Annotated in this window: 20 protein-coding genes and 2 pseudogenes; 17 read left to right on the top strand and 5 right to left on the bottom strand. The window is 56.5% G+C overall.

Translation table 11 applies throughout. The features are described from left to right. Positions 1–130: 130 nt before the first annotated feature. A pseudogene (locus tag ACZ6J2_RS07960) lies at positions 131–478 on the top strand (integrase); the annotation flags it as partial. A gap of 26 nt (positions 479–504) precedes the next feature. Here the strand turns inward: ACZ6J2_RS07960 and fliE are convergent. Next, positions 505–819: a flagellar hook-basal body complex protein FliE gene (gene fliE / locus ACZ6J2_RS07955; RefSeq protein WP_008500329.1), complete on the bottom strand. Its 315-nt coding sequence runs from the start codon at positions 817–819 to the stop codon at positions 505–507. 228 nt (positions 820–1,047) lie between these two features. Between fliE and fliF the strand changes: the two genes are divergently transcribed. The 14 genes and pseudogenes from fliF (at position 1,048) to rcsA (ending at position 12,582) form a co-directional block, all read left to right on the top strand. After that, positions 1,048–2,727 (top strand): flagellar basal-body MS-ring/collar protein FliF, encoded by a 1,680-nt coding sequence (gene fliF / locus ACZ6J2_RS07950; RefSeq protein WP_471725346.1) that lies wholly within the window; start codon positions 1,048–1,050, stop codon positions 2,725–2,727. Next, positions 2,720–3,718, top strand: coding sequence for a flagellar motor switch protein FliG (gene fliG / locus ACZ6J2_RS07945; RefSeq protein WP_023312301.1), 999 nt, complete (start codon positions 2,720–2,722; stop codon positions 3,716–3,718). The genes fliF and fliG overlap by 8 nt, the downstream gene beginning before the upstream one ends. Beyond that, positions 3,711–4,418: a flagellar assembly protein FliH gene (gene fliH / locus ACZ6J2_RS07940; RefSeq protein ID WP_023312302.1), complete on the top strand. Its 708-nt coding sequence runs from the start codon at positions 3,711–3,713 to the stop codon at positions 4,416–4,418. The genes fliG and fliH overlap by 8 nt, the downstream gene beginning before the upstream one ends. Further along, positions 4,418–5,788 (top strand): flagellar protein export ATPase FliI, encoded by a 1,371-nt coding sequence (gene fliI / locus ACZ6J2_RS07935; RefSeq protein ID WP_023312303.1) that lies wholly within the window; start codon positions 4,418–4,420, stop codon positions 5,786–5,788. The genes fliH and fliI overlap by 1 nt, the downstream gene beginning before the upstream one ends. 21 nt (positions 5,789–5,809) lie before the next feature. Next, complete coding sequence (fliJ, locus tag ACZ6J2_RS07930; protein ID WP_023312304.1) at positions 5,810–6,253, top strand: flagellar export protein FliJ; 444 nt, start codon at positions 5,810–5,812, stop codon at positions 6,251–6,253. After that, positions 6,250–7,482 (top strand): flagellar hook length control protein FliK, encoded by a 1,233-nt coding sequence (gene fliK / locus ACZ6J2_RS07925; protein WP_471725345.1) that lies wholly within the window; start codon positions 6,250–6,252, stop codon positions 7,480–7,482. Before fliJ ends, fliK begins: the two co-directional genes overlap by 4 nt. 106 nt (positions 7,483–7,588) lie before the next feature. Next, positions 7,589–8,059: a flagellar basal body-associated protein FliL gene (gene fliL, locus ACZ6J2_RS07920; protein WP_023312306.1), complete on the top strand. Its 471-nt coding sequence runs from the start codon at positions 7,589–7,591 to the stop codon at positions 8,057–8,059. Between the two features lie 4 nt (positions 8,060–8,063). Further along, positions 8,064–9,068 carry a flagellar motor switch protein FliM gene (fliM, locus tag ACZ6J2_RS07915; protein ID WP_023336184.1) on the top strand — a complete coding sequence of 335 codons (1,005 nt, stop codon included), beginning with the start codon at positions 8,064–8,066 and terminating at the stop codon, positions 9,066–9,068. Continuing rightward, a complete protein-coding gene (gene fliN / locus ACZ6J2_RS07910) occupies positions 9,065–9,478 on the top strand; it encodes a flagellar motor switch protein FliN (RefSeq protein ID WP_023312308.1) in 414 nt (137 codons plus the stop codon). Before fliM ends, fliN begins: the two co-directional genes overlap by 4 nt. A 2-nt stretch (positions 9,479–9,480) precedes the next feature. Further along, a complete protein-coding gene (gene fliO / locus ACZ6J2_RS07905; protein WP_471725344.1) occupies positions 9,481–9,855 on the top strand; it encodes a flagellar biosynthetic protein FliO in 375 nt (124 codons plus the stop codon). Further along, the gene (gene fliP, locus ACZ6J2_RS07900; protein ID WP_033145903.1) at positions 9,855–10,592 is read left to right on the top strand and encodes a flagellar type III secretion system pore protein FliP; all 738 of its coding nucleotides are present in this window, start codon (positions 9,855–9,857) and stop codon (positions 10,590–10,592) included. Before fliO ends, fliP begins: the two co-directional genes overlap by 1 nt. Before the next feature lie 9 nt (positions 10,593–10,601). Next, positions 10,602–10,871 carry a flagellar biosynthesis protein FliQ gene (gene fliQ / locus ACZ6J2_RS07895; RefSeq protein ID WP_008500315.1) on the top strand — a complete coding sequence of 90 codons (270 nt, stop codon included), beginning with the start codon at positions 10,602–10,604 and terminating at the stop codon, positions 10,869–10,871. 7 nt (positions 10,872–10,878) lie between these two features. Continuing rightward, positions 10,879–11,671, top strand: a pseudogene (fliR, locus tag ACZ6J2_RS07890) (flagellar biosynthetic protein FliR); the annotation flags it as partial. Positions 11,672–11,958: 287 nt separating this feature from the next. Continuing rightward, positions 11,959–12,582, top strand: coding sequence for a transcriptional regulator RcsA (gene rcsA / locus ACZ6J2_RS07885; protein ID WP_008500313.1), 624 nt, complete (start codon positions 11,959–11,961; stop codon positions 12,580–12,582). 101 nt (positions 12,583–12,683) lie between these two features. Here rcsA and dsrB read toward each other — a convergent pair whose 3' ends face one another. Next, positions 12,684–12,872, bottom strand: a complete 189-nt coding sequence (gene dsrB / locus ACZ6J2_RS07880) for a protein DsrB (RefSeq protein WP_013097741.1) — start codon at positions 12,870–12,872, stop codon at positions 12,684–12,686. A 129-nt stretch (positions 12,873–13,001) separates the two neighbouring features. Between dsrB and yodD the strand changes: the two genes are divergently transcribed. Continuing rightward, the gene (gene yodD, locus ACZ6J2_RS07875; protein ID WP_008500310.1) at positions 13,002–13,229 is read left to right on the top strand and encodes a YodD family peroxide/acid resistance protein; all 228 of its coding nucleotides are present in this window, start codon (positions 13,002–13,004) and stop codon (positions 13,227–13,229) included. 301 nt (positions 13,230–13,530) lie between these two features. Continuing rightward, entirely contained in the window at positions 13,531–14,331 is an 801-nt protein-coding gene (locus ACZ6J2_RS07870; RefSeq protein ID WP_471725343.1) for a mannosyl-3-phosphoglycerate phosphatase-related protein, read from the top strand. Here ACZ6J2_RS07870 and dgcQ read toward each other — a convergent pair. The 3 genes from dgcQ to ACZ6J2_RS07855 form a co-directional block, all read right to left on the bottom strand. Continuing rightward, the gene (gene dgcQ, locus ACZ6J2_RS07865; RefSeq protein WP_471725342.1) at positions 14,328–16,016 is read right to left on the bottom strand and encodes a cellulose biosynthesis regulator diguanylate cyclase DgcQ; all 1,689 of its coding nucleotides are present in this window, start codon (positions 16,014–16,016) and stop codon (positions 14,328–14,330) included. The two genes, ACZ6J2_RS07870 and dgcQ, sit on opposite strands and share 4 nt — an antisense overlap. Positions 16,017–16,089: 73 nt before the next feature. Next, positions 16,090–16,272 carry a YodC family protein gene (locus ACZ6J2_RS07860; RefSeq protein ID WP_023312315.1) on the bottom strand — a complete coding sequence of 61 codons (183 nt, stop codon included), beginning with the start codon at positions 16,270–16,272 and terminating at the stop codon, positions 16,090–16,092. A 78-nt stretch (positions 16,273–16,350) separates the two neighbouring features. Beyond that, positions 16,351–17,262 (bottom strand): DUF808 domain-containing protein, encoded by a 912-nt coding sequence (locus tag ACZ6J2_RS07855; RefSeq protein WP_471725341.1) that lies wholly within the window; start codon positions 17,260–17,262, stop codon positions 16,351–16,353. Positions 17,263–17,316: the final 54 nt, after the last annotated feature.

Below are 17,316 nucleotides of genomic sequence, written 5' to 3'. Positions count from 1 at the left end.
TGGCGAGCAGCGCTTGTTAGCGTGCATTGCTATACAGACCGACAATTTCAACTATACCTCAGCTCCCTGACTCTCCTTACCTGAAGAAATTCGGGGTGGAGAATAGTTTGTTCGCAGCGAAGCATATTTGTGCACAATCGTGTTTAACCCCAAAAAGGGATTGCGCAATGGCCCTGCAGGGAATCATTACACTGTGGGGTCGATCAACCAGTCCAGAGAGGCAGCAATGCGGCTCACCGGGATTCGCTATCGCAGAGCATACCAGTCCCGACACACGTATGCATGCTGGTCGTTGGCTGCCGGTGCTAACCCGAACTTCATCGCGAAGCAAATGGGCCACACCGACGCACAAATGGTTTACCGGGTGTACGGAGCCTGGATGGCTGAAAATAACCAGGACCAGGTACTCATCCTCAACCAGAAATTGAGTGAGTTTGCCCCATCCATGCCCCAAGCTGTGGAATCGGATGGTTATTAATTATAAATATCATTAGGTTAGTTAACCTAAACCTGCATCCCCATCACTTCCTGATACGCAGACACCAGCTTGTTACGCACCTGGATCCCCATCTGCAGGGAAACTGAGGCTTTTTGCAAATCGGTCATCACATCATTCAGCGCCACGCCCGGCTCACCGAGGGTGAACTTTTCGGCCTGAGTGCGCGCGGCGGTCTGGGTATCACTGATACGGTCAAGAGCGGCATGCAGTTGCCCCGCGAAGCTGATGCTCGGCTGCTGATCTGCCACATTCTGATTACGGGCCGTCATCGCCGTTGCCTGCAACTGACTGATTACCCCTTCAATGCCCTGTATAGCCATGACTCTCCCCTGGATGGTTTTTTACGCGGTCAAGACTAACAGCTTGTCAATAAGATAATGGCGGTAAATAGCATGAAAAAACCAGGTTATTTGACGCATAGAAAATCACGAATCATCAAATAATGGCAGGGCCATCAATATGGAACTTTTGTCGTGTTTGCCGACCCGGGAGTCAGTTTTGTTTCTCTACACGAATAACGTAAACCACCAGGATTTAAGAGGTGCGCAATGAGTGCAACAGCATCGACAGCGCCGCAGAATAAATCACTCGAGTGGATGAACCGCCTTCGCGCGAATCCTAAAATCCCGTTGATCGTGGCAGGCGCTGCCGCAATTGCGATCCTTGTAGCGATGGTCCTGTGGGCGAAAAGCCCTGATTACCGGACGCTCTACAGTAACCTTTCCGATCAGGATGGCGGCGCCATCGTCACCCAGCTGACCCAGATGAACATCCCTTATCGCTTTGCCGATAATGGCGGTGCGCTGGAGGTCCCGGCAGATAAGGTGCACGAACTGCGTCTGCGTCTGGCTCAGCAGGGGCTGCCGAAGGGCGGTGCGGTTGGCTTTGAGCTGCTGGATCAGGAAAAATTCGGTATCAGCCAGTTCAGCGAGCAGGTGAACTACCAGCGTGCGCTGGAAGGTGAACTGGCCCGCACCATTGAAACATTAGGCCCGGTGAAGAGTGCCCGCGTGCACCTGGCGATGCCTAAACCTTCTTTATTTGTCCGCGAACAGAAATCACCTTCAGCTTCCGTTACCGTGAACCTTGAACCCGGCCGCGCGCTGGACGAAGGGCAAATCAGCGCGGTGACGCATCTCGTCTCCAGCGCCGTCGCCGGTCTGCCGCCGGGTAACGTGACGCTGGTCGACCAAAGCGGTCACCTGCTGACGCAGTCCAATACCGCCGGTCGCGATCTGAATGATGCGCAGCTGAAGTATGCCGCCGATGTCGAAAGCCGTCTCCAGCGCCGTATTGAAGCCATCCTCGGCCCGGTGGTGGGTAACAGCAACGTGCACGCGCAGGTTACCGCGCAGATTGACTTCGCGAATAAAGAACAAACTGAAGAGCAGTACAGCCCGAACGGCGATGCGGCTCAGGCGGTGATGCGTTCACGCCAGATCAATTCGAATGAGCAGGTCGGCGGTGCCTACCCGGGCGGCGTGCCGGGCGCACTCTCTAACCAGCCTGCCCCGGCTAACGCGGCACCGATCTCTACGCCGCCGGCCAATCAGCAGAACGGTCAGCAAAATAATCAGCAGACCACCTCAACGACCAATAACACCGGTCCGCGCACCAGCAGCCGTAACGAAACCACGAACTACGAAGTGGATCGGACGATTCGCCACACTAAACTGAACGTGGGCGATATTCAGCGTCTTTCCGTTGCGGTAGTGGTGAACTACAAAACGCTGGCGGACGGCAAACCGCTGCCGTTGACCGCCGAGCAGATGAAGCAGATTGAAAACCTGACCCGTGAAGCGATGGGTTACTCCGAGAAGCGCGGCGATACCCTCAACGTGGTGAACTCACCGTTCAACTCGGTTGATGAGACCGGCGGTGAATTGCCGTTCTGGCAACAGCAGGCGTTTATCGACCAGCTGATGTCCGCAGGACGCTGGCTGCTGGTGCTGATTGTCGCGTGGCTGCTGTGGCGTAAGGGCGTTCGTCCGCAGCTCCAGCGCCGTGCTGAAGCAGAAAAAGCGGCTCGCGAGCAGATGAACACGCGTCAGGAAACGGAAGAAGCGGTTGAAGTGCGCCTCAGCAAAGATGAACAGATACAGCAGCGTCGTGCTAACCAGCGCATGGGCGCTGAGGTCATGAGCCAGCGCATTCGCGAAATGTCAGATAACGATCCGCGCGTCGTGGCGCTGGTCATCCGCCAGTGGATGGGTAACGAACATGAGTAATACGCTTACGGGCACCGATAAAAGCGTCATCCTGCTGATGACCATTGGCGAAGATCGTGCGGCAGAGGTGTTTAAACACCTCTCCCAGCGAGAAGTGCAAATTCTCAGTGCGGCCATGGCCAACGTGCGTCAGATCTCCAACAAGCAGCTGACTGAAGTGCTGGCAGAGTTTGAACAGGAAGCTGAACAGTTTGCCGCGCTCAACATCAACGCCAACGACTACCTGCGCTCCGTGCTGGTCAAGGCGCTGGGCGAAGAGCGTGCCTCCAGCCTGCTGGAAGACATTCTCGAAACGCGCGATACCGCCAGCGGTATCGAAACGCTCAACTTTATGGAGCCGCAGAGCGCCGCCGACCTTATCCGCGACGAGCACCCGCAGATTATCGCCACCATCCTTGTCCACCTCAAACGTGGTCAGGCGGCCGATATTCTGGCCCTGTTCGAAGAGCGTCTGCGTCACGATGTGATGCTGCGTATCGCGACCTTCGGCGGCGTCCAGCCGGCCGCGCTGGCGGAGCTGACCGAAGTGCTGAACAACCTGCTCGACGGTCAGAACCTCAAGCGCAGCAAAATGGGCGGCGTGAGAACGGCGGCGGAAATCATCAACCTGATGAAAACGCAGCAGGAAGAGGCCGTCATTACGGCGGTTCGCGAATTCGACGGCGAGCTGGCACAGAAAATCATCGACGAGATGTTCCTGTTCGAAAACCTCGTCGAAGTGGACGACCGCAGCATCCAGCGCCTGCTTCAGGAAGTGGATTCCGAGTCGCTGCTTATCGCCCTCAAAGGTGCCGAGCAGCCGCTGCGCGAGAAGTTCCTGCGCAACATGTCTCAGCGTGCGGCCGATATCCTGCGCGACGACCTTGCCAACCGCGGCCCGGTTCGTCTGTCTCAGGTGGAAAACGAACAGAAAGCCATTCTGCTTATTGTTCGTCGTCTGGCGGAAACCGGCGAGATGGTGATTGGCAGCGGAGACGACACCTATGTCTAATGAGCTGCCCTGGAAGCGCTGGACGCCGGACGATCTGGCGCCTCCCCTCTCCGAGTTCACGCCGGCCGTCATCGCAACCGAAGAGCTTGACCCTGACGTCGAGCAGCCCGAGCTGACCGAAGAGGAGCAGCAGGCCCAGATGCTGGCGCAGCTGCAAATGCAGGCGCACGAGCAGGGCTATAACGCCGGTCTGAACGAAGGCCGACAGAAAGGCCACGAGCAGGGGTATCAGGAAGGTCTGGCGAAAGGGTTAGAGCACGGTATCGATCAGGCGCGCCAGCAGCAGGCGCCGATCCATGCCCGCATGCAGCAGCTGGTCAGCGAGTTCCAGCACACCCTTGACGCGCTGGACAGCGTGATTGCCTCGCGACTGATGCAGATGGCGCTGGAAGCCGCGCGTCAGGTCATCGGCCAGACGCCCGTGGTGGATAACACCGCGCTTATCAAACAAATTCAGGGTCTGCTTCAGCAGGAGCCGCTGTTCAGCGGGAAACCTCAGCTGCGCGTCCATCCGGACGACCTGCAGCGCGTTGAAGAGAGCCTGGGCGCGACGCTTAACCTGCACGGCTGGCGTCTGCGCGGCGACCCGTCGCTACATCACGGCGGCTGCAAAGTCTCTGCCGATGAAGGCGATCTGGATGCCAGCGTCGCCACCCGCTGGCAGGAACTGTGCCGCCTGGCGGCACCGGGAGTCGTCTGATGACCGCGCGCCTCACCCGCTGGCTCACCACGCTCGACAACTTTGAGACGAAGATGGCGCTACTGCCATCTGTTCGTCGTTATGGGCGACTGACGCGCGCCACCGGCCTGGTTCTCGAAGCCACCGGCCTGCAGCTTCCGCTGGGCGCGACCTGCGTCATTGAGCGTCAGGATGGTCTGGAAACGCGTGAAGTTGAAAGCGAAGTGGTCGGATTTAACGGCCAGCGCCTGTTCCTGATGCCGCTTGAAGAGGTGGAAGGCATTCTGCCCGGCGCGCGCGTGTATGCCAAAAACATTTCTGGCGATGGGCTGCAAAGCGGGAAGCAGCTGCCGCTTGGCCCTGCCCTGCTGGGCCGCGTGCTGGACGGCAGCGGGAAACCGCTCGACGGGCTGCCCTCCCCGGACACCACCGAAACCGGCGCGCTGATCACCCAACCGTTCAACCCCCTGCAGCGTACCCCTATCGAGCATGTGCTGGATACCGGCGTGCGCCCGATTAACGCCCTGCTGACCGTGGGACGTGGACAACGTATGGGCCTGTTCGCCGGCTCAGGCGTGGGTAAATCCGTCCTGCTCGGCATGATGGCGCGCTATACCCAGGCCGACGTGATCGTCGTGGGGCTGATCGGTGAACGTGGTCGTGAAGTAAAAGACTTTATTGAAAATATTCTGGGTGCGGAAGGCCGCGCCCGCTCGGTGGTGATCGCCGCACCGGCAGACGTGTCGCCGCTGCTGCGCATGCAGGGTGCCGCGTATGCCACCCGTATCGCCGAAGATTTTCGTGACCGCGGCAAGCACGTGCTGCTGATCATGGATTCCCTGACCCGTTACGCGATGGCGCAGCGTGAAATCGCGCTGGCTATCGGTGAGCCACCGGCGACCAAAGGCTACCCGCCTTCGGTATTCGCCAAACTCCCTGCGCTGGTGGAACGCGCGGGGAACGGCATCAGCGGCGGCGGCTCCATCACCGCGTTCTATACGGTACTGACGGAAGGCGATGACCAGCAGGACCCGATTGCCGACTCCGCGCGCGCGATCCTTGACGGTCATATTGTGCTGTCGCGCCGTCTGGCCGAAGCCGGGCACTACCCGGCCATCGATATTGAAGCCTCTATCAGCCGCGCAATGACGGCGCTGATAACCGAGAAGCACTACGCCCGCGTGCGTAACTTCAAACAACTGCTTTCCAGCTTCCAGCGCAACCGCGATCTGGTCAGCGTTGGGGCGTATGCCAAAGGCAGCGACCCGATGCTCGACAAGGCGATTAGCCTGTGGCCGCAGCTGGAGGCATTTTTGCAACAAGGCATTTTTGAACGCGCCGACTGGGAAGATTCAATTCAGGCACTGGAGCTGATTTTCCCGCAGGTGTAACACAGGTGGAGGGCGAAGGTCATGGCGCAAAACAGCGCGTTATCAACGCTGAAAGATCTGGCTGAAAAAGAAGTTGATGATGCCGCATTGCAGCTAGGCGCAATGCGACGCGGGTGCCAGCAGGCTGAAGAACAGTTGAAGATGTTGATCGACTATCAGCATGAATATCGCACCAACCTCAATACCGATATGACACAGGGCATTGGAAGCCAGCGCTGGATTAACTATCAGCAGTTTATCCAGACGCTGGAGAAGGCGATAGATCAGCATCGCCAGCAGCTTAACCAGTGGACCCAGAAAGTCGATACCGCGCTCAATTTCTGGCGCGAGAAGAAGCAGCGGCTGCAGGCCTGGCAGACTTTACAGGACCGACAGATCGCGGCAACGACCCTGGCGGAAAACCGTCTGGATCAGAAGAAAATGGATGAGTTTGCCCAGCGCGCATCAATGAGGAAACCGGAATGATCACACTGCAACAACTGCTGATGAGCGACAGCGACCTGTCAGGCGGCACGCAAACGGGGAAAGGCGCCGACGGTGCACAGGACTTTCTCTCTCTGCTGGCGGGCGCCCTCTCGGACGCAACGGGCAAGGGCAAAGATGCGCCGCTGACCCTGGCTGATCTGAAAGCCGCCGGCAGTAAACTGTCAAAAGTGGCTGAGGACGCCAAAGGGGATACCACCCTGCAGGCCAAAATTGCCGACCTGCTCTCGCGCCAGACCGCGCTGAACGGCGATGAAACGTCGCCCGTCACGTCGCTTGATACGCTGGTTTCCGGGCTGGTGCCGCTGTCTAAGGGCGACGCGCTGAAGACGCTCAATGCGGCGAACAGCAAAGATGACGGTAAAAGCGAGCTGAGCGAAGAAGAGCTGGCCGGATTAAGCGCGCTGATGGCGATGCTGCCGCACCAGCAGCAAACTACCGCCTCTCGCGCGGCAGGCAGCGAGGGCGTTTCCGCCACCTCAACGCTGAATTCCGCGACGCTTTCAAACGGCGCGGGCCAACCGTCCCTGAACGCGTCTGCGGGAAGCCACGATAAAGCGCAGAGTGCTACGCCTTATCAGAACCAGGTGAAAAATCACGAGCCGGCCCTGCAGGGCAACGCGCCTGCTACACCGGCCGTGGCCGCAGCGGCAGAGAAGCAGGAGCTCGCCAGTTCGTCCTCATCATCATCACCAACAGCTACTCTGGCACCGATTATGTCCAGCCATGCGACCAGTCAGACGGCCGCCACCGTCGCCAGCGCGCCGGTATTAAGCCAGCCTCTGGGGACCCACGAATGGCAGCAGTCCCTGAGCCAGCACATCACCCTGTTCACTAAGCAGGGCCAGCAGACGGCAGAGCTGCGCCTGCACCCAGAAGATCTGGGTCAGGTGCAAATTTCGCTTAAGCTGGATGATAACCAGGCCCAGCTGCAGATGGTCTCTGCGCACAGCCACGTCCGTGCGGCACTGGAAGCCGCGCTGCCGGTACTGCGGACCTCACTGGCGGAAAACGGCATTCAGCTTGCGCAGAGCAGCGTCAGCAGCGAGAGCTTCGCCGGGCAGCAGCAGTCTTCATCCCAGCAGCAGCACCAGGCTTCGCGTTCCGGCAACACCGGCGGTTTTAATGAAGAGAGCGATGAGTTACTGCCTGTTCCTGCCGCCCTGCAGTCCGCAGCGCGCGGTAATAGTGCCGTAGACATCTTCGCCTAAACGCCAGAGGTAGCGTGATTATCCCCGTCTTTTCCACGCTTTGACGACAGCAGGACACGGGATAATCACCTTATTAAGCTGTACCGAAACAGGAAGCTCGTATCAGATGACTGACTCCGCTATCACCAAAAAAAGTAAGCGTTCCATCTGGATCCCGCTGCTGGTGTTGATCACGCTCGCCGCCTGCGCTACCGCGGGCTATAGTTACTGGCGTATGCAGCAGGAACCGACCACCGCTGCAGCCAAAGCTGAAGCACCGCCTCCGCCGGCTCCAGTGTTCTTCCCGCTGGATACCTTCACCGTCAATCTGGGTGATGCGGATCGCGTGCTTTACGTTGGCATTACGCTGCGCCTGAAAGATGAAGCCACCCGTTCACGTCTGAACGATTACCTTCCTGAAGTGCGTAGCCGCCTTCTGCTGCTGTTCTCTCGTCAGGACGCTTCGGCGCTGGCTACCGATGTGGGTAAGCAAAAGCTGGTCGACGCCATTAAACAAACGCTGGCGACCCCGCTGGTAAACGGCCAACCTAAGCAGGAAGTCACTGACGTTCTGTATACAGCATTCATTCTGCGGTAACGACATGGGCGACAGTATTCTTTCTCAGGCAGAAATCGATGCGCTGCTCAACGGCGACAGCGATAACAATGATGATCCTAAACCGGGTATTGGCGGCGATAGCGATATTCGTCCCTATGACCCGAATACCCAGCGTCGCGTGGTACGTGAACGTCTGCAGGCGCTGGAGATCATTAACGAACGTTTTGCACGTCAGTTCCGTATGGGGCTGTTTAACCTGCTGCGTCGTAGCCCGGATATTACGGTCGGTGCGATCCGCATTCAGCCGTATCATGAGTTTGCCCGCAACCTGCCGGTGCCGACCAACCTTAACCTGATTCATCTGAAGCCGCTGCGCGGCACCGGCCTGGTGGTGTTTTCGCCAAGCCTGGTGTTCATCGCGGTGGATAACCTGTTCGGCGGCGACGGGCGTTTCCCGACCAAAGTAGAAGGTCGTGAATTCACCCACACCGAACAGCGCGTCATTAACCGCATGCTGAAGCTGGCGCTGGAGTCTTATAGCGACGCGTGGAAAGCGATTAACCCGCTGGAAGTGGAGTACGTCCGTTCTGAGATGCAGGTGAAATTTACCAATATCACCACCTCCCCGAACGATATCGTCGTTAACACGCCGTTCCACGTGGAGATCGGTAACCTGACCGGCGAGTTCAACATCTGCCTGCCGTTCAGCATGATCGAACCGCTGCGCGAGCTGCTGGTAAACCCGCCGCTGGAGAACTCCCGCAACGAAGACCAGAACTGGCGTGAAAACCTGGTCCGCCAGGTCCAGCATTCGCAGCTTGAGCTGGTGGCGAGCTTCGCCGATATCCCGCTGCGGTTATCTCAGATCCTGAAATTACAACCCGGTGATGTTTTGCCGATAGAAAAACCCGACCGCATTATTGCCCATGTGGATGGTGTCCCCGTGCTGACAAGCCAGTACGGCACGATTAACGGTCAGTATGCGTTACGCGTTGAGCACTTGATCAACCCGATTTTGAATTCGCTGAATGAGGAACAGCCCAAATGAGTGACATGAACAATCCGTCCGATGAGAACAGCGGAGCACTGGACGATCTGTGGGCTGACGCGTTAAACGAGCAAAAAGCACCCCCGGCCAAAAGTGCAGCGGATGCCGTATTCCAGCAGCTCGGCGGCGGTGACGTCAGCGGTACGCTGCAGGACATCGACCTGATTATGGATATCCCGGTTAAGCTGACCGTTGAGCTGGGACGCACCCGCATGACCATTAAAGAGCTGCTGCGCCTGACGCAGGGTTCCGTGGTGGCCCTTGACGGTCTGGCTGGCGAGCCGCTGGATATTCTGATCAACGGTTATCTGATTGCCCAGGGTGAAGTGGTGGTGGTTGCCGATAAATACGGTGTACGCATCACCGACATCATTACCCCGTCTGAACGTATGCGTCGTCTGAGCCGTTAAGCATGAAAACCCAGGCAACAATATCACAGCCTTCTGCCGTTCCCGGCTCGCCTCTGCTCCAGGTGAGCGGAGCATTGTTCGGTATTATTGCCTTTATTCTTATCTCCGCCTGGCTGGCGAAGCGCTTTGGCCTGGCGGGTAAAAGCGCCGGTGCCCGCGGCCTGAAGGTCAGCGCCAGCACCACGCTGGGACCACGCGAGCGCGTGGTCATCGTCGAGGTAGACGATGCGCGCCTGGTCCTGGGCGTCACGGCCTCAAACATCAGCGTATTACATAAGCTGCCGCCCGCCCCTGTTGTGGTGGACGAGCGCGCAGACGCCCCTGCGGATTTTCAGTCCGTCATGAAGAGTTTGCTTAAGCGTTCCGGGAGATCCTGATGCGCCGTTTGTTATCCCTGACGCTTGCGGGCGTTGGCCTGTTTGCTCCCGCGGTCTATGCACAGCTGCCCGGTCTGGTCTCCACCCCTCTCGCGGGCGGCGGACAAAGCTGGTCGCTTCCGGTGCAGACGCTGGTGTTCATCACCTCGCTGACGTTTATTCCGGCCATCCTGCTGATGATGACCAGCTTCACCCGCATCATCATCGTCTTTGGTCTGCTGCGAAACGCGCTTGGAACCCCTTCCGCGCCGCCAAACCAGGTTCTGCTGGGGCTGGCGCTGTTTTTGACCTTTTTCATTATGTCGCCGGTGATCGATAAGATTTATACCGACGCCTACCAGCCGTTCAGCGAAGACAAAATCTCCATGCAGGAAGCGCTGGATAAAGGCGCCCAGCCGCTGCGGGAATTTATGCTGCGCCAGACGCGCGAAGCCGACCTGGCCCTCTTTGCCCGCCTGTCCAACACCGGCGAGATGCAGGGACCGGAAGCGGTGCCAATGCGTATTCTTCTGCCTGCCTATGTCACCAGCGAGCTGAAAACCGCGTTCCAGATTGGCTTTACCATCTTTATTCCGTTCCTGATTATCGACCTGGTGATCGCCAGCGTCCTGATGGCGCTCGGTATGATGATGGTGCCGCCCGCGACCATTGCCCTGCCCTTTAAGATCATGCTCTTTGTACTGGTCGACGGCTGGCAGCTGCTGGTCAGTTCGCTGGCGCAGAGTTTCTACAGTTAAGGAACGGCAATGACACCCGAATCGGTCATGATGATGGGCACGGAAGCGATGAAAATCGCGATTGCCGTTGCCGCGCCGCTGCTGCTTGTCGCGCTGGTTACCGGTCTGATTATCAGTATCCTGCAGGCCGCCACGCAGATTAACGAAATGACGCTGTCGTTCATCCCGAAAATCATCGCCGTGTTCGTGGCGATTATCGTGGCCGGGCCGTGGATGCTGAACCTGTTGCTGGACTATATGCGCAACCTGTTTACCAATCTGCCGTACATCATCGGCTGACCTGACGATGCTGCACTTCACCAGCGACCAGTGGGTTCAATGGCTCGGCGTCTATTTCTGGCCGATGCTGCGCATCATGGCGCTAATATCCACCGCCCCGATTCTCAGTGAGAAATCGATACCCAAGCGCGTCAAGGTGGGGCTGGGCATCATCATCTCCATTATCGTCGCGCCCTCTCTTCCCCCCGTGGATATTCCGATCTTCTCGGCGAATGCGGTGTGGGTGGCCCTGCAGCAGGTGATGATTGGCGTCGCCGTCGGCTTTACCATGCAGCTCGCCTTTGCCGCGGTGCGTACCGCAGGGGAACTGATCGGCCTGCAGATGGGACTATCGTTCGCCACGTTTGTCGATCCCGGTAGTCATCTCAACATGCCCGTGCTGGCGCGTATTATCGATCTGCTCGCCATGCTGCTGTTCCTGTCGTTCAACGGCCATCTCTGGCTGATCTCCATGCTGGTGGATACCTTCCATACGCTGCCGATTGGCGAAAATCCGGTGAACAGCAACGCTTTCCTCGCGCTTACTCGCGCTGCGGGGCTGATTTTCCTCAACGGGCTGATGCTGGCGCTGCCGATCATCACCCTGCTGCTGACCGTCAACCTGGCGTTAGGTTTACTCAACCGAATGGCGCCGCAGCTTTCGGTGTTTGTCATTGGTTTTCCGCTGACGCTGACGGTTGGGATTTTATTAATGTCATTACTGATGCCACTTATCGCTCCCTTCTGTGAACATTTATTCGGCGAGATATTCAACCTTTTAGCGGATATTGTCAGCGAGCTGCCACGTAAATAATAGCCCTCACTGTTGCCATTGTCTTTCTGAGGATATTCCTAAAATAAAACGCGTAAAACATCTTCCAGGATATATCTGACGCGGTTTAATTGTTTCTAACCATCTCACAATACTTAATATTTACTTTACTTTAAGAAGATTCCTGGCAAATTATACGTAACTTTACGGGATAGTGAGTCCGCCTGAAAGTCTTTGTCATGCTCACAGGTTTATTATTTTTTTCCATCCCGTATGGCTGTTTTGAGCTCTCAGGCAGATGGTGAATTATCGTTACGCATTGAGTGAGGGTATGCCATGTCAACGATCATTATGGATTTATGCAGCTACACCCGGCTAGGGTTAACCGGGTACCTGGCAAGCAGAGGGGTAAGAAAGAGAGACATCAACGATGCACACACCGTTGACGAACTCGCAGCCGCTTGTGACGAACTAAAACCAGGCGTGGTGTTTATTAATGAGGACTGTTTCATTCACGATCCAGCCAACAGTCAGCACATTAAGCAAATCATTAATCAGCATCCAAAAACCCTGTTTATTGTTTTTATGGCGATCGCGAATATCCATTTCGATGAGTATTTGTTGGTCCGTAAAAATTTATTGATCAGTTCTAAATCGATTAAACCCGAGTCGCTGGATGACATTCTGGGTGATTATTTGAATAAAGAAGTTAAAAATGTAGGAGCGGTTAACTTACCCACCCTATCATTAAGCAGGACTGAATCAAGTATGCTGCGAATGTGGATGGCGGGACAAGGAACTATTCAGATCTCCGACCAGATGAATATTAAAGCGAAAACCGTTTCGTCACACAAAGGAAATATCAAAAGGAAAATTAAAACGCATAATAAGCAAGTGATCTACCACGTGGTACGCCTGACCGATAATGTGACGAACGGGATTTTCGTCAACATGCGTTAGTCGCTTAAGACCTGTGCACCCTACCTTTGATCTCTGGCCTGGCCAGAGATTTTTGCTTCTGAAGAGGTTGTCGGGCACGCGATGTGCTACCCGACGCCGTGCTACTCCGCCTTCTCGACAAAAATGCCGTCCGGATGCCCCAGTTCGTTAAAAAACCAGATACCGAGCGGGTAGTCCTCAAGCGATACCAGGTACATTGTGCCTTCGCTAAACTCTTCAATTGCCAGCACCACACCCGGGCGGCGCGGCCCACCGTCCGTTTTAACGGTTACCCGATCGTTGACCTTCATACATTCCTCCTCTGGTTTTGAGCCAGTGTAGAACAAAACGCAAAAACGCACATCGCCGCCCGGCGTGATTGGCGTTTTTATACACAGTCTATACTTACCGTTGGACACGGCTGAAAGAGGAACCCCGTAATGAAGACCGATAAAGAGTACAGCGACACCATCAAGCGCGAAGTCGAGGTGGATGTCGATGCCCTGCTGGCCGCCATCAATGAGATCAGTGAGTCAGAAGTCCGCCGGTCGGACGACAATTCGGACCGCGTCATTGTCAACGGAAGGGATTATCACACCTATCGCGAGCTGGCGGAGGCCTTCGAGCTTGATATTCACGACTTTAGCGTGTCTGAAGCCAATCGGTAGGGCGAAAAAAATCCCGGCCATGGGGATGACCGGGATCAAAACTTGCTTATGCAAGAAGCACTTGAAAATTCGTTACACCAGGAAATCTGATGTACATGCCACACTATCCCCAACGAATTTGGCTGACAAGCATATATTCTTACGATGAATATAATATTTTTAACACAATGCTTTTTGTTATGAGCAATAACACACGCCGAATGCGGGTTTGCCAGGAGCATTCCTCTTTTCTCCGGTTTTCGCCTTAATTATTTTTTAGGAATTTTCTTAGAGCGAGACGCATCTGTTACCAGGAGTCGCTATGCCTTCACTGCGGGATACATTGCTGATTTTCTCTGACCTGGATGGTTCACTGCTGGATATTCACACCTATGAGTGGCAACCCGCCATGTCCTGGCTGGACAGGCTGCTGGATAATCAGGTTCCGGTCATTCTTTGCAGCAGCAAGACCGCGGCAGAGATGCTCGATCTCCAGCTGGATCTGGGGCTTGAAGGCTTGCCTTTTATTGCCGAGAACGGCGCGGTGATTCAGCCTGACGTGCGCTGGGATAAGGTTCAGCGCCAGATCAGGGGGATGACGCACCGGGATATTCGCCCGCGGATCGAGCAAATTCGCCTGCAGACGGGCTATAAATTCACTACCTTTGACGACGTGGATGAGCATGTTATTAGCGAGTGGACCGGACTGTCGCGCTACCGTTCGGCGCTTGCCCGCAAGCATGAAGCGTCCGTCACGCTCATCTGGCGCGATACCGACGAGAAAATGGTTCAGTTTGAAGAGGAGCTGGCGAATGTCGGCCTTAAATGCCTGCAGGGCGCGCGCTTCTGGCATGTTCTGGACGCCCGCTGCGGCAAAGACGTTGCGGTGAACTGGCTGATTGAGCAATACCGCGAGCTGGAAGAGATTGAACCCACCACGCTGGGGCTCGGCGACGGTCCCAATGATGCGCCGCTGCTCGACAGCGTTGACTTCGCGGTAGTGATTAAGGGCATTAACCGTGAGGGCATCACGCTACGGGACGATAACCCCGCCCGGGTTTATCACACCCGGCAGCCCGGCCCGGCGGGCTGGCAGGAGGGGCTGGATCACTTCCTCTCTTAATCCCGCCAGACGACCCGGTTACGCCCGCTCTGTTTGGCCTGATACAGCCGGACGTCCGCCACGGACTGCAGCTGTTCAAACTCGTAGTTACCTGCTTCATCCGCGCTGCTGACCCCCAGCGACGCGCTGACGCGCAGGGTCGTGCTCTTCTTCACCAGGATCTCCTTACTGTTGATGCGGCAGCGAATACGGTCCGCGACGCTTCTCGCCTCCTCCAGGCCGATCCCCGGCAGGACGACGCAAAACTCTTCCCCGCCTACGCGCCCTGCCACATCATTCTTGCGTAACGCGCTGGCAATCAGTCCTGCCGTGTGGGAGAGCACCTTATCCCCGGCCTGATGGCCGAAGCGGTCGTTGATGTTTTTAAAATGGTCGAGATCGATCTGAATCACCGAGAACGGCAGCGACTGCTGGCGACAGGTTTCCGCCAGCAATTTTGCGCGGTCGAACAGCGCGCCGCGGTTATTCAGCCGGGTAAGCGGGTCATGCCAGGCCTGCCACTGGAGCGAGTGCTGAAGCGTGTACATGTTACTCACCATGCGGCGGATCACCAGCCACGAGATCAACAGCATGGCGGTAAAGAGCGCCCACATCAGCGCCAGCACGATACTGATGCTGCCGAAGTCGTCCTGTACCCCTTCGTGCAGGGTGTGGATCCGCAGGACAACGCCGTCGAAGTGATCGAGTCGCTCCCAGCTGACAAAACGGCTTCCGAGGCGGATCCCGCCGCCGGTAGCGTGCTCAATCGCCTGCGCAATCTGCGCCGTTTCGCGTTCGTCAAAATGGTTAACCGCGTTTCCCGTATGGGCAGAGGTGGCAATCATATTGAGCCGGGTATCGTACAGCTGATACTCCCCTTCCGTTCGGTCTTCCGTCGCATCGGCCAGCAGGCGCTGCATGGTGTCCAACGTAAAATCCATCGCCACGACGCCATACCAGTAATGATCGAAATAGATGGGAACGCTGGCGGTGATCGTACGTTCATCATTGGTCCAGGATGAAGGGGTAGAGATGAACCAGCGCACCGCGCGAGCGCGATTGTTCCGCTCTGACTGCTGGGTAAACCAGGACTGCGTGACAAGATGGTAATAGCGGGAGGTAATATCGCCCGCCTGGTCCGGCGTATCGGTGGAAATGAAAAACCCGGCGCGGGAGACGTAGATCACGCGCGCTTCCGTTTGTGCTCTCGACGACGCCAGCCTGAGCAGATACCCCACTTCCAGCGCGGCGGAAATTTCGTGGCTGAGGCGTTCATCGTCACGATTCAGAAGCGTGGTTTTCTCGACGAATGCATCCGAAACTCCGTTAATGGGAAGGGTGCGTTTTTTATCAACGGCAAGCTGCCAGGTAGGTAGCATGCGGACTGAGCTAAAGCGAGATACCGCATTCTGGAGTACTTCAAATGCCAGCGGCGTCTGGATTGCATCGCGCATGCCCTGACGAAACAGCAGCATCCTGTCCACGCTGTTCTGCAGCTGTCTGTCCAGCGAACTGGCCACCGTATCCAGATGGTTACGCTGGCTGGAGATGTACGCTTCTTCCAGTACCACCACTTCACGCCAGGTCAGTAGAGTCGAAAACACCAGGACAACCAGAAAACAGAGATTAACAATCAACCCCGGATTGCTACGCTTATGCAGCCATTGCAAAAAAGATTGTCTTACAACAAAGGTATCGCGCTGCACACACACTCCCTGATCGCTGCCTTACACCCGGTACTGGAAATAAAAACGCCCGGCAAAGCCGGGCGTTATGTGATTAAGCCTTGTCCCGCTGGTGCTGCCCGTCCCCCGGCTGAAGCTCATCTTCACGAAATGCTTCCCGCTTGATGCCATAGCCATCGTGCCACCGACATTCCACCATTCCGCTGGAATACCCGGTCACAATCATACGTGGGCCGCCCTTCTTAGGCTTAACTTCATCACTGACCAAAAAGACCATACCTGCCTCCTGTATCAGGGTGAAACTGTTTCAATTTAGACGAGGAATGGTCTTTTTGCACCCCATAACGGGTAACAATTAGTGCGACGTGCCGCGTATTTTTTCAACCAGCTTCACCGCCGCGACCACGATAGCGCCAATGATGAAGCCCAGCACCAGATTCAGCAGCGTGGGCAGAATCGCCGCGACAACGGCGCCCTGCGCCGAGGAAAAATGTTCGATCGCATGGTGCAGCGGCGCGATACCGTGCACCACGATCCCGCCGCCCACGAGGAACATCGCCAGCGTGCCTACCACCGATAAACTCTTCATCAACCACGGGGCCATCACCAGCAGGCTTTTGCCGATGCCTCTTGCCACCGCGCTCGATTTCTCTTCCAGCCAGTAGCCGATATCATCCAGCTTGACGATCAGTCCCACCAGGCCGTAGACGCCGACGGTGACCAGAATGGCGATGCCGGAGAGGATCAGAACCTGATTCAGGAGCGGCGCGTCAGACACGATGCCCAGCGTAATGGCGACAATCTCTGCGGACAGGATAAAGTCGGTCCGAATAGCGCCTTTGACCTTATCGCGCTCGAAGGTTTTCGGATCCTGAGCGGCCAGCGCTTCAAGACGCTGCTGGCGCATCTCCGGCGTATCGCTCTGCTTGCGCGCGCTAAAGGAGTGCAGGACCTTCTCTACGCCCTCGAAGCAGAGAAACGCCCCGCCAATCATCAGCAGCGGCGTGATGGCCCAGGGAATAAACGCGCTGATCAGCAGCGCCAGCGGCACCAGAATCACCTTATTCAGGAAGGAGCCTTTTGCCACGCCCCACACCACCGGCAGTTCACGGTTAGCCCTCACCCCACTCACCTGCTGGGCGTTAAGCGATAAATCATCTCCCAGCACGCCTGCGGTTTTTTTCGCCGCCAGTTTCCCCATCACTGAAATGTCATCCAGTAAGGTCGCAATATCATCCAGCAATGTTAATAAGCTACTTCCTGCCAAAATCTTAATCCTTCATTTTTTGGTAATTAGGTGAATAGTATGGAGCAAAAGCGC

Source organism: Enterobacter sp. E14S, from assembly GCF_055666685.1.
This window is presented reverse-complemented; position numbering and strand designations above follow the sequence as displayed.

Coding starts and splice junctions, on each gene's coding strand:
- ACZ6J2_RS07860 (WP_023312315.1), bottom strand. CDS start 16,272: ATGGTCTTTTTGGTCAGTGATGAAGTTAAGCCTAAGAAGGGCGGCCCA.
- fliN (WP_023312308.1), top strand. CDS start 9,065: ATGAGTGACATGAACAATCCGTCCGATGAGAACAGCGGAGCACTGGAC.
- ACZ6J2_RS07870 (WP_471725343.1), top strand. CDS start 13,531: ATGCCTTCACTGCGGGATACATTGCTGATTTTCTCTGACCTGGATGGT.
- fliK (WP_471725345.1), top strand. CDS start 6,250: ATGATCACACTGCAACAACTGCTGATGAGCGACAGCGACCTGTCAGGC.
- fliI (WP_023312303.1), top strand. CDS start 4,418: ATGACCGCGCGCCTCACCCGCTGGCTCACCACGCTCGACAACTTTGAG.
- fliE (WP_008500329.1), bottom strand. CDS start 819: ATGGCTATACAGGGCATTGAAGGGGTAATCAGTCAGTTGCAGGCAACG.
- rcsA (WP_008500313.1), top strand. CDS start 11,959: ATGTCAACGATCATTATGGATTTATGCAGCTACACCCGGCTAGGGTTA.
- dsrB (WP_013097741.1), bottom strand. CDS start 12,872: ATGAAGGTCAACGATCGGGTAACCGTTAAAACGGACGGTGGGCCGCGC.
- fliJ (WP_023312304.1), top strand. CDS start 5,810: ATGGCGCAAAACAGCGCGTTATCAACGCTGAAAGATCTGGCTGAAAAA.
- fliG (WP_023312301.1), top strand. CDS start 2,720: ATGAGTAATACGCTTACGGGCACCGATAAAAGCGTCATCCTGCTGATG.
- fliM (WP_023336184.1), top strand. CDS start 8,064: ATGGGCGACAGTATTCTTTCTCAGGCAGAAATCGATGCGCTGCTCAAC.
- fliF (WP_471725346.1), top strand. CDS start 1,048: ATGAGTGCAACAGCATCGACAGCGCCGCAGAATAAATCACTCGAGTGG.
- yodD (WP_008500310.1), top strand. CDS start 13,002: ATGAAGACCGATAAAGAGTACAGCGACACCATCAAGCGCGAAGTCGAG.
- fliL (WP_023312306.1), top strand. CDS start 7,589: ATGACTGACTCCGCTATCACCAAAAAAAGTAAGCGTTCCATCTGGATC.
- fliQ (WP_008500315.1), top strand. CDS start 10,602: ATGACACCCGAATCGGTCATGATGATGGGCACGGAAGCGATGAAAATC.
- fliH (WP_023312302.1), top strand. CDS start 3,711: ATGTCTAATGAGCTGCCCTGGAAGCGCTGGACGCCGGACGATCTGGCG.
- fliO (WP_471725344.1), top strand. CDS start 9,481: ATGAAAACCCAGGCAACAATATCACAGCCTTCTGCCGTTCCCGGCTCG.
- fliP (WP_033145903.1), top strand. CDS start 9,855: ATGCGCCGTTTGTTATCCCTGACGCTTGCGGGCGTTGGCCTGTTTGCT.